The sequence below is a fragment of the Streptomyces sp. AcH 505 genome (assembly GCF_000818175.1).
Classification (GTDB): domain Bacteria; phylum Actinomycetota; class Actinomycetes; order Streptomycetales; family Streptomycetaceae; genus Streptomyces.
Map to the genome: position 1 here is coordinate 2,643,747 of NZ_JTIY01000001.1, position 10,017 is coordinate 2,653,763.

At 69.3% G+C, this 10,017-nt stretch carries 11 protein-coding genes and 1 pseudogene; 8 read left to right on the forward strand and 4 right to left on the reverse strand.

The genetic code is table 11. From position 1 onward, the window contains the following. Positions 1–208, reverse strand: a pseudogene (locus HY68_RS45040) (hypothetical protein); the annotation flags it as partial. A gap of 287 nt (positions 209–495) precedes the next feature. On the opposite strand from HY68_RS45040, the gene HY68_RS12105 reads away from it, so the two are divergent. The 3 genes from HY68_RS12105 to HY68_RS12115 all read left to right on the forward strand — a co-directional run bounded on the left by HY68_RS12105 (position 496) and on the right by HY68_RS12115 (position 2,244). Next, entirely contained in the window at positions 496–831 is a 336-nt protein-coding gene (locus HY68_RS12105) for a YbaB/EbfC family nucleoid-associated protein (protein WP_078863919.1), read from the forward strand. Between the two features lie 143 nt (positions 832–974). Next, positions 975–1,574 (forward strand): recombination mediator RecR, encoded by a 600-nt coding sequence (recR, locus tag HY68_RS12110; RefSeq protein ID WP_041987921.1) that lies wholly within the window; start codon positions 975–977, stop codon positions 1,572–1,574. Continuing rightward, positions 1,567–2,244: a DUF5063 domain-containing protein gene (locus HY68_RS12115; RefSeq protein ID WP_041987923.1), complete on the forward strand. Its 678-nt coding sequence runs from the start codon at positions 1,567–1,569 to the stop codon at positions 2,242–2,244. The genes recR and HY68_RS12115 overlap by 8 nt, the downstream gene beginning before the upstream one ends. Before the next feature lie 50 nt (positions 2,245–2,294). Here HY68_RS12115 and HY68_RS12120 read toward each other — a convergent pair whose 3' ends face one another. Beyond that, a complete protein-coding gene (locus HY68_RS12120; RefSeq protein ID WP_041987926.1) occupies positions 2,295–3,317 on the reverse strand; it encodes an NAD-dependent epimerase/dehydratase family protein in 1,023 nt (340 codons plus the stop codon). Between the two features lie 123 nt (positions 3,318–3,440). Between HY68_RS12120 and HY68_RS12125 the strand changes: the two genes are divergently transcribed. Further along, positions 3,441–4,001: a TetR/AcrR family transcriptional regulator gene (locus tag HY68_RS12125; protein ID WP_041987929.1), complete on the forward strand. Its 561-nt coding sequence runs from the start codon at positions 3,441–3,443 to the stop codon at positions 3,999–4,001. 30 nt (positions 4,002–4,031) lie between these two features. Here the strand turns inward: HY68_RS12125 and HY68_RS12130 are convergent, their stop codons facing one another. After that, a complete protein-coding gene (locus HY68_RS12130) occupies positions 4,032–4,511 on the reverse strand; it encodes a membrane protein (protein ID WP_041987932.1) in 480 nt (159 codons plus the stop codon). A gap of 2 nt (positions 4,512–4,513) precedes the next feature. After that, the gene (locus tag HY68_RS12135; RefSeq protein ID WP_041987935.1) at positions 4,514–4,915 is read right to left on the reverse strand and encodes a DUF6010 family protein; all 402 of its coding nucleotides are present in this window, start codon (positions 4,913–4,915) and stop codon (positions 4,514–4,516) included. A gap of 251 nt (positions 4,916–5,166) precedes the next feature. Between HY68_RS12135 and HY68_RS12140 the strand changes: the two genes are divergently transcribed. From HY68_RS12140 to HY68_RS12155, 4 genes are all read left to right on the forward strand, one after another. Further along, positions 5,167–6,105: a helix-turn-helix domain-containing protein gene (locus HY68_RS12140; protein WP_041987938.1), complete on the forward strand. Its 939-nt coding sequence runs from the start codon at positions 5,167–5,169 to the stop codon at positions 6,103–6,105. A 271-nt stretch (positions 6,106–6,376) separates the two neighbouring features. Continuing rightward, the gene (locus HY68_RS12145) at positions 6,377–7,498 is read left to right on the forward strand and encodes a DUF1996 domain-containing protein (RefSeq protein ID WP_041987940.1); all 1,122 of its coding nucleotides are present in this window, start codon (positions 6,377–6,379) and stop codon (positions 7,496–7,498) included. Between the two features lie 144 nt (positions 7,499–7,642). Further along, positions 7,643–9,415, forward strand: a complete 1,773-nt coding sequence (locus HY68_RS12150; protein WP_041987943.1) for a discoidin domain-containing protein — start codon at positions 7,643–7,645, stop codon at positions 9,413–9,415. A gap of 22 nt (positions 9,416–9,437) precedes the next feature. Beyond that, positions 9,438–9,857: a DoxX family protein gene (locus HY68_RS12155; protein ID WP_041987946.1), complete on the forward strand. Its 420-nt coding sequence runs from the start codon at positions 9,438–9,440 to the stop codon at positions 9,855–9,857. Positions 9,858–10,017 lie beyond the last annotated feature (160 nt).

Below are 10,017 nucleotides of genomic sequence, written 5' to 3' on the forward strand. Positions count from 1 at the left end.
CGGGCTCGGCCCAGTCGCCGAGCGGGAACGGGCTGCCGGTGAGATCGCCGCCCGCGCTCCCGCCGTCCCCGTCGGCGGCGCCGCCCTCGGCCACCGCCTCGTCACCGCGCCCGTCCCCGTTGGCGGCACCGGACGAGGCGCTTTCCTCCCGGCCGGGGCCTGCGGGCTCCCGGCCGGGGCCTCCGGGCTGCATCTCCGGCTGGCTCACCGGGGCACTCCTCTGCGATCTGCTGTGACTCCGCGTGACGTGCGGTGGGCGCGGATGAACTGCGCGTGAACACTGATACGTGCCGACGTGCATGCACTTCCTACCGCCGAATGGCGGCCTCCGCGCCCGGTAACCCGCGCAATCCCCCCAAACGTGGGCCTTGATCAGGTGGAGGAGCCCGCAGGCCCTCACTCGAAAGAGTTGGTCCCGGTGGGGTGGGGCGAGCCGGTCGGGGAACACGTAGGCTCGCCTTACAGGAAAATCGTCGTCGAATGCCAGGAGTGACCGTGATTCCCGGTGGTGGTCAGCCGAACATGCAACAGCTGCTCCAGCAGGCCCAGCAGATGCAGCAAGATCTCGCGCGCGCACAGGAGGAGTTGGCGGCGACCGAGGTCGAGGGTCAGTCGGGCGGCGGCCTGGTGAAGGCCACCGTCAACGGCTCGGGCGAGCTCCGTGGCCTGGTGATCGACCCGAAGGCGGTCGATCCCGAGGACACCGAGACCCTCGCGGACCTCGTCGTCGCCGCCGTACAGGCGGCGAACGAGAACGCGCAGCAGCTCCAGCAGGAGAAGCTGGGCCCGCTGACGCAGGGCCTGGGCGGTATGCCGGGCATGCCGTTCTGACGTCCTTCTTACGGGACGACAGCCAGTCTGAAGCTTGTCTTACGCATGCACCCGCACAGCAACTACCGTACGAGCGCATACGAAGACAGCCCCGAAGCCAGACAGCCGAAACCGCGGCACCGCAGCACTGAGGAAGGCATCCGTTGTACGAAGGCGTGGTTCAGGACCTCATCGACGAACTGGGCAGGCTGCCCGGCGTCGGTCCCAAGAGCGCGCAGCGGATCGCCTTCCACATCCTCCAGGCGGAACCCACCGACGTACGGCGCCTTGCCCAGACGCTCCTCGAGGTCAAGGACAAGGTCCGGTTCTGCGCCGTGTGCGGCAACGTCGCGCAGGAGGAGCGGTGCGGGATCTGCCGGGACCCGCGCCGGGACACCACGGTGATCTGTGTGGTGGAGGAGCCGAAGGATGTCGTCGCCATCGAGCGCACCCGTGAGTTCCGCGGGAAGTACCACGTGCTCGGCGGCGCCATCAGCCCCATCGAGGGCGTCGGCCCCGACGACCTGCGGATCAGGGAACTGCTGACCCGCCTCGCCGACGGCACGGTCACGGAGCTGATTCTGGCGACCGACCCGAATCTGGAGGGCGAGGCCACAGCGACGTACCTCGCCCGCATGATCAAGCCCATGGGGCTGCGGGTCACCCGCCTGGCCAGTGGTCTCCCCGTGGGGGGCGACCTGGAATATGCCGACGAGGTCACGCTCGGGCGTGCCTTCGAGGGGAGACGACTTCTCGATGTCTGACGCAACGCTGCACGACGCCACGCAGGATCCGGACGACTTCTCCGTCCAGATCGCCGACCAGATCGAAAGCTTCATCGTCGCGGTCACCGAGGTGGCGAAGGGCGACGAGCCGGACAGCGCCGTCCCGTTCCTGCTGCTCGAATTCTCCCAGCTCATGCTGGCGGGCGGCAGACTCGGCGCGCACGAGGACATCCTCCCCGACGAGCGCTACGAGCGTGATCTGGGCCCCGAGCCGGACGTGGACGACCTGCGCGAGCGCTTCGCCGTGATACTGGAGCCGATCGACGTCTACTCCGAGGTCTTCGACCCGTACGAGCCCCGCAAGGCGCCCGTCCCGTCCCGTATCTCGGACGACATCGCCGGCGTCGTCGCCGAGCTGCGCCACGGCCTGGAGCACTACCGCGCGGGCCGCGTCACCGAGGCGCTGTGGTGGTGGCAGTTCTCGTACTTCTCCAGCTGGGGCTCCACGGCCTCGGCCACCCTCCGCGCCCTCCAGTCCCTGGTGGCCCACGTCCGCCTGGACCAGCCCCTCCCGGCCCTCGACGGCCTGGACACGGACCAGGACCTGACGGAAGACGCGGAAGACCTCCTGGCGGAGGAGGCGGGCCGCGTCATGGCAGCGGAAATCGCCGGCCCCCTGGGCCTGCGCACGGTCCGCACGGTCCGCTGACGTAGGACGCGGGACGCGCGGGCGCAGGGCGCGCAGAACGCAGGACGCGGTCAGAGCGCGTCGTGCTCGATGAGGCTTCGGGCGCAGTCGAGTACGGTCGCGCGCGCCGGGCGGGGCCGCCAGTCCAGGATCCGGGCGGCCTTGTCCGTGCTGTGCCGGTTGCGGCGGCCCAGCGCCGGGGTGATCTCGCGCAGTGACGGCTCGCTGAAGCGTGCGGCGAGTCGTACGGCGAAGTCCGGGAGCTGCCGGGTGGAGACCCGTTTTCCGTCGGCGCCCAGGCCGTCCCGCAGCGTGCGGGCCATGTCCGCCATCCAGATGAACTCGCCTGTGGCGAGGAACCGTTGACCCGCTGCCGCAGGGGACGTCATCGCCCGGATGTGGATGTCGACCAGATCGCGCACGTCCACGATCTCAAGACCGATCCGCGGCACGCCACGCATCGCCCCCGAGACCATGCGGCCGACGATGCCGACGGAGCCGATGTTGCCCGTCGTGAGGATGGGCCCGAACACCGCGCCGGGGAGTACCGTCACCAGTTCCGTAGGCCCCTGGTAGCTGTCCATGAAGTCCCAGGCCGCGCGCTCGGCGAGCGTCTTCGAGCGGCGGTAGGGGATCAGTGTCGGGTCGGCCGGGTCGGTCCACAGCGTCTCGTCCGTCACGCCCTGCTCCGCGTACGAGGACGGGCTGGCGGTGTTCGCCGCCGAGGTCATCACGATCCGCTTCACCCCTGCGGCGGTCGCGGCACGCAGCACCCGCAGGGTGCCGTCGCGCGCCGGGGTGATGAGCGCGTCGGGGTTCTTCGGGTCGGCGCCGCCGAGCGGGGACGCGACGTGCAGAACGTAGTCGACGCCCTTGACCGCCGTGTCCCAGCCGTCGTCGGCCGTGAGGTCCGCGACGGCGAAGCTCAGCCGGCCGCCGGGGTCGACGGCCGTGGACACCGCGTCGGTGACGGCCTGTTCCTTGCTGCGGTCGCGCACGGTCGTGCGTACGTCGTAGCCGTGGCGCAGCAGCTCGGCGACGCACCAACCGGCGATGTAGCCACTGCCTCCGGTGACCAGAACCACTTCTGCCATGACTTTCCCAGCCCTTCGTGCCACGTGTGCGAAAATGAAACCGGAAGCCCTTCCGGTTCGCCTTTCCGAACGTACCGGAAGCCCTTCCGTTTCGCAACGCGCACCGAACGGACTGCTGATCTCGTGAACCCGACGCCCCCGAAGCCGACCCGCAAGGACGCCCTCAGCAACCGGGCGCGCATCCTCGCCGCCGCCGGCGAGGCGCTCTCCGTCTCGTCGAGCGCCTCCATCACCTCCATCGCCAAGCAGGCCGGCGTCGGGGTCGGCACGCTCTACCGGCACTTCCCGACGCGCGAAGCGCTCATCGTCGAGCTGTACGACCAGGAGATCCAGAAACTCATCGACCTCGCGCACACCCTGGCCGGCTCACAGCCCCCGCTGACCGCACTGCGCACCTGGTTCGACGAAGTCGCGCGCTACGGCCAACTGAAGTACGGCGTCTCCGAAGTGATCCACGCGGCGACCAACGGCGGCCTGGACGACGAGCATTACGGCCCCTTCCTGGCGGCGATCGCCGTCCTCCTGGACGCCGGGGCCGCCGCCGGCGAACTGAAGCGCGGGGTCGACCCGGAGGACGTGCTGCTGCAACTCAGCGTGCTGTGGCGAATCCCGCCGGGAAGTGGCAGCGCGACGCAGGCCGCGCGGATCCTCGACCTCGTCGTGGACGGCCTCCGCGCCCGGTAGCACGCAGCGGAACGAACGTCGGGCGCGGCGTCAGGCGCCCGTGGTTGAGCCTGGGCGGATGATCATCAGGATCGTTACCGTCGCCCACAGCAGGTTGAAGACGCCCGTGAGCATGCCCAGGCGGCCGGCGACTGCCGTGACGGAGCCCGCGTCCGGGCCCTGGGCCGTCGTGAGGGCGGTTTCCTGGGTCGGCAGGATCAGGACGACCAGGATGACGGCGGCCGCGGCCGTCAGCGCGATGGACGCGATCAGCCAGCCGCTGCCGAGGACGCCGAGGCTGCCCGCCGTGGCCGCGCCGAAGAGCGGGACGGCGATGCCGATGATCGCGTAGACGTGGCAGATGCGGTGGAGCAGCCGCAGGTGCGACAGCGCCTCGGCGGTGTCCGACGCGGCGTCCGCGGCGCTGTGCGCGCGGCGCAGTGCCGGGGGGAACATGCTCGCGGCGACGGCGACAGGGCCGATGGCCAGGACGGCGGCCAGGACGTGCAGGGACAGCAGGAGCTTCGTCACGGTCAGGCTTTCGAGGTGGCGGGACGGCGGAACAGTTCGGTCAGCGGGCGCCCGCCGGACAGGCACCACACCGCGATGACGGGATCGCAGATCGCGCAGCCCGTCGAGGAGTGCTCGGCGAAGGGCAGGATGGGTACGCCACGGACCGCGTGGACGACGTCCCAGCCGGTGTGCAGCAGCCAACCCACGCCGATCCAGCGGTAGTCGGACAGCCCGCGCCAGGCGCAGTACGTCACCACGGCGGTGAACGCGATCTCCCAGCGCCCGACGCCACCGCTGCTGAGATACGCGGCGCCGGCGCCCGCGAGCATCAGCGCGTTGAGCTGGCGGCGGTGCGGTTCGCGCAGCGGCGACATCGCCGCCACATACGCGAGGCCGATCACGATCGGCGCGACGACAAGCATCAGTGCGTTCCTGTCTGCGGAGAGTCCGGCACGTGCCGGCCGGCGTCGGCCGGCGTCGACCGGTGTCGACCGGTGTCGACCGGGGGGCGCTCCAGACGCTATGCGGCTGCCGGGCCGTCTCCCAGTGGCGTGAGTGACACCTTTCAACGGGATATCGCCAATCCGAATCAAGCGGCTCTGACCTGGCCGAACCAAGGACTACGACGCCGTAGGAGCGGAATCACCCACCCGCGCAGAGGTATGTTCTCGCCATGCACACCATCGCCGTCCTCGCCCTGGACCGGGTGGTCCCGTTCGACCTGTCCACCCCGATCGAGGTCTTCACCCGCCCCCGTCTCCCGGACGGCCGCGCCGGTTACCAGATACGGGTCTGCGCCGAGCGGCCGGAGACCGACGCCGGGGCCTTCCAGCTGCGCGCGCCCTGGGGGATCGACGGGCTCAAGGGGGCGGACACGATCATCGTGCCCGGTACGAACGACCCCCTGGCCCCGCTCGCACCCGCCGTCCATGACGCGCTGCGCGCCGCCGCCGACGACGGGACGCGTATCGCGTCCATCTGCACCGGTACGTTCCCGCTGGCCGCGACCGGGCTGCTGGACGGGCTGCGGGCCACCACCCACTGGATCGTGACCGACCTGCTGGCCGCCACGTATCCGCGTATCGACGTCGACCCGGACGTCCTGTACGTCGACAACGGGCAGTTCCTCACCTCGGCGGGCGCCGCCGCCGGGCTGGACCTCTGTCTGCACATGATCCGCGGCGACTACGGCTCGGCCGTCGCCGCCGACGCGGCCCGGCTGTCCGTCATGCCCCTGGAACGCGAGGGCGGCCAGGCGCAGTTCATCGTCCACGACCACGCGCCGACACCACAGGGCTCCGCCCTGGAATCCTTGCTGGGCTGGCTGCAGGAGAACCTGGGCTCCACGCTCACCCTCGCCGACATCGCCGCCCAGGCGGGGACCAGCACCCGGACCCTGATCCGCCGGTTCCGCGAACAGACCGGCAGCACCCCGCTCCAGTGGCTGCACCGGGCCCGTATCCGGCAGGCCCAGCACCTGCTGGAGACCACCGGCCACTCCGTCGAACGCATCGGTGCCCAGGTCGGCTTCGGCTCACCGACCGCGTTCCGCGACCGCTTCAAAAAGACGACAGGCGTGAGCCCCCACACCTACCGCCGCACCTTCAGCTGACCCCTTCGGGCAGCGCGGCGCGTCTCGTCGTAACTTCTGTGACATCCCCCCGTAGGTGAACTCTGTGCAGGCCGGGCGGTGTTCCGGGCCTTGCGGCGCAGGGCTGAGGGGGCGTCAGGCGTTCACGAAGTATTGACACGCTCTTGTCAGGAGCGGAACACTCCGAGCTGGGAGAGCGCTCTCCCAGCAAGCTGGCCGGCCGCCGCGGCGAGCGCCTGTCGTGGTGGCCGTCCGGTTCCGGGAATCCGCAATGACGCAGTAGGAGGTCTCCATGGCACGGAGGTCCAGAGTCTTCTCCGGACTGCTCTTGTTCACCGCGATGAGCCTGACCACGGTTGGCGTGGGCGGTCTCGCGATGATGGGGAGCGCATCCGCAGATACGCCGGCAGCCACGCACGCGGCTGCGCCGGCGAAGAAATCGGACGGGCACTCGGGCATGCAGATGGCCGGGATGAAGATGCCCGCGTCCACGCAGGCTTCGGGCGACGACCCGGACGGCGACGGATACATCATGGCCAATCCGCCGGTCACCGGCGTCACCCCGTCGACGTACGAGCCGCCGCACGCGTACTTCCACGAGTTCCAGGCCAAGTGCGCGCCGAACCACACCCTGCCCGACGACCCGATCGTCTACCCGGGACAGCCCGGGAAGTCCCATGACCACACCTTCATGGGCAACAGCCTCACCAACGCCAACACCACGACGGCCTCGATCGAGAACGGCACCACCGCGTGCCTGGCTCCCGGCGACAAGTCCGGGTACTGGATGCCGAGTCTGTTCAACGGGGACCAGAAGGTCCTGCCGGTCGGCGAACAGACCATCTACTACAAGTCCAGCGTCAACGACTACACCAGCGTCCGGCCGTTCCCCAAGGGACTGCGGTTCGTGGTCGGCAGCCCCATGCAGACCAAGGACGAGTTCAAGAACCTCAAGGGCACGGTCGAAGGCTGGGAGTGCGGGACGTCGTACAAGAACTTCGACTTCCCCGCCAGCTGCCCGACCACCCCGGACACGCAGCTCAACCTGCGTCTCCAGGCGCCGAGTTGCTGGGACGGCATCCACCTCGACACACCGGACCACAAGGCGCACATGGCCTACCCGGTCGCTTCGGGCAACAACCAGAACGTCTGCCCGGCCGACCACCCCGTGGCGCTGCCGATGATCGAGTTCAAGATGGCCTGGCCGGTCAACGGTGACACCTCGAAGCTCCGGCTGGCCAGCGGTGCCGGGTTCTCGTTCCACTACGACTTCTTCAACGGCTGGGACAACGCGACACTCAACGCGATGGTCACCCACTGCATCAACGGTGGCCTGCAGTGTGACGCGCACGGCTACGACGAAGCCCACCCCGAGAAGGGCGCGGCACTCAACGCCAACTACGAGCTGCCGTAACCCTCGCCACCCCACGGCGCTCTTCGGTCAAGAACCATCCCCGACCAGCCGATAGAGCGCTCTCCCAACCCGGGCGCGGCGCGCCGGACCCACCCGACCCGCCGCGCCCGACTCCATGTCCCCCCATGAAGGAGCACAGGAACCATGCACCGTCCCCCCACCCGGGCATCCGTGGCCCGTAGTGCGAAACGCGCCGTCGCCCCCGTCGCGACCGCCGCGATGCTCGCCGGGGCCCTCATCGGGCTCCAGGCCCCGGCCGCGCAGGCAGCCGGCAGCGTCGTCAAGGTGACCGGATCACAGGGCAATTGGCAGCTCACCGTCGACGGAGCGCCGTACCAGATCAAGGGGCTCACCTGGGGCCCGTCCGTCGCCGACGCGGCCAAGTACATGCCGGACGTGGCGTCGATGGGCGTCAATACGATACGTACCTGGGGCACCGACGCCACGAGCGCGCCGCTGCTGGACGCGGCCGCCGCCAATGGAGTCAAGGTCATCGCGGGCTTCTGGCTGCAGCCGGGCGGTGGTCCCGGTGCCGGTGGCTGTGTCAACTACCTGACGGACACCACGTACAAGAACGACATGCTCGCCGAGTTCCCCAAGTGGGTCGACACCTACAAGGACAACCCCGGCGTCCTGATGTGGAACGTCGGCAACGAGTCCGTGCTCGGCCTGCAGAACTGCTACAGCGGCGACGAGTTGGAGCGGCAGCGCGACGCGTACACCACCTTCGTCAACGACGTGGCGAAGAAGATCCACTCCGTCGACCCGAACCACCCGGTGACCTCGACCGACGCGTGGACCGGCGCCTGGCCGTACTACAAGAAGAACGCGCCCGACCTCGACCTGTACGCGGTCAACTCCTACAACGCCGTCTGCGACATCAAGAACACCTGGGAGCAGGGCGGTTACACCAAGCCGTACATCGTCACCGAGACGGGTCCGGCCGGTGAGTGGGAGGTGCCGGACGACGCGAACGGCGTGCCCGACGAGCCCACCGACGTGCAGAAGGCCGAGGGGTACACCAAGGCGTGGAGCTGCATCACCGGACACCAGGGTGTGGCGCTCGGCGCGACGATGTTCCACTACGGCACGGAGAACGACTTCGGCGGTGTGTGGTTCAACCTGCTGCCCGACGGTCTGAAGCGACTGTCGTACTACGCGGTGAAGCAGGCGTACGGCGGCAACACGGCCGGTGACAACACCCCGCCGCGCATCACGGACATGGTCGTCAACGGCGCCACCGACGGAGTGGCTGCAGGCTCCGACGTGACGGTCAGCACGAAGACGACCGACCCGGACGGTGACCAGATCACCTACCAACTCCTCTTCAGCAGCAACTACATCGACGGTGACAAGGGGCTCGTCCCCGCAGCGACCACCGACCACGGCAACGGCACACTGACCGCGAAGGTGCCGGACAAGATCGGCGTCTACAAGGTCTATGTGAAGGCCACCGACGGTAAGGGCAACGTCGGCATCGAGACCAAGTCCCTGAAGGTCGTGGCCCCGAAGCCGGCCGGTACGAACGTCGCGCAGGGCAAGCCCGCCACCGCTTCGACCTTCCAGACCGACCCGACGGGCGGCTGCCCGTGCACGGCCGCCGACGCCGTGGACGGAAACCTCGGCACCCGCTGGTCGAGCGAGTGGGCCGACCCGCAGTGGCTCCAGGTCGACCTGGGCACCTCGACGAGCTTCAACCACGTGCAGCTCGCGTGGGAGTCGGCGTACGCGAAGGGGTACGACATCCAGACGTCCGACGACGGGCAGAACTGGACGACGGTCAAGTCGGTGACGGACGGCAACGGCAACGTGGACGACATCGACGTCAACGGCACGGGACGCTACGTCCGGCTGCTGGGCACGGCGCGCGGTACGGGCTACGGGTACTCGCTCTACGAGTTCGGCGTCTACCACTGATCTGCCGAGGAGTTGACCTCTCATGAACACACGCCTCGACCAGGCTCAGCCCTACACGCTCAGTCTGTTCCGTATCGTCGTCGCCCTGCTCTTCGTCTGCCATGGTGCGTCGTCGCTCTTCGGGATCCTGGGCATGGGCCCGCTGCCCGCGGGTGAGTGGCCGGGCTGGTACGCGGCCGTCATCCAACTCGTCGGCGGGACGCTGGTGTTGCTCGGTCTCGGTACCAGGGCAGCGGCCCTGGTGAACTCGGGATCGATGGCGTTCGCCTACTTCGACGTCCATCAGGCGCGCGGGCTGTTCCCGCTGGAGAACGGTGGCGAGCTGCCGGTGTTCTTCTGCTGGGCGTTCCTGCTCATCGTGTTCACCGGGCCGGGGGCGCTGGCGCTCGACCGGGTGTTCACGGCCCGCCGCAGATCGGCGCTCGCGGCGGCGGCCGCCTGACCGAGCCGTACGCGTGAGTGAGCCGTACCGCCGGTGCCCGGGACCGAGGTGGTCCCGGGCACCGGCGTACGCACGTACGGCTCAGGCCGACTCCCGTACCACCAGCTCCGGTTCGAAGATGACCGACGTCACCGCCCGGTCCTGGCGCTCGATGTGCTCC

Excerpts from the sequence above, each read along its gene's own strand:
- HY68_RS12115 (WP_041987923.1), top strand. The coding sequence starts at position 1,567 with ATGTCTGACGCAACGCTGCACGACGCCACGCAGGATCCGGACGACTTC.
- HY68_RS12120 (WP_041987926.1), bottom strand. The coding sequence starts at position 3,317 with ATGGCAGAAGTGGTTCTGGTCACCGGAGGCAGTGGCTACATCGCCGGT.
- HY68_RS12135 (WP_041987935.1), bottom strand. The coding sequence starts at position 4,915 with ATGCTTGTCGTCGCGCCGATCGTGATCGGCCTCGCGTATGTGGCGGCG.
- HY68_RS12140 (WP_041987938.1), top strand. The coding sequence starts at position 5,167 with ATGCACACCATCGCCGTCCTCGCCCTGGACCGGGTGGTCCCGTTCGAC.
- HY68_RS12145 (WP_041987940.1), top strand. The coding sequence starts at position 6,377 with ATGGCACGGAGGTCCAGAGTCTTCTCCGGACTGCTCTTGTTCACCGCG.
- HY68_RS12150 (WP_041987943.1), top strand. The coding sequence starts at position 7,643 with ATGCACCGTCCCCCCACCCGGGCATCCGTGGCCCGTAGTGCGAAACGC.
- HY68_RS12155 (WP_041987946.1), top strand. The coding sequence starts at position 9,438 with ATGAACACACGCCTCGACCAGGCTCAGCCCTACACGCTCAGTCTGTTC.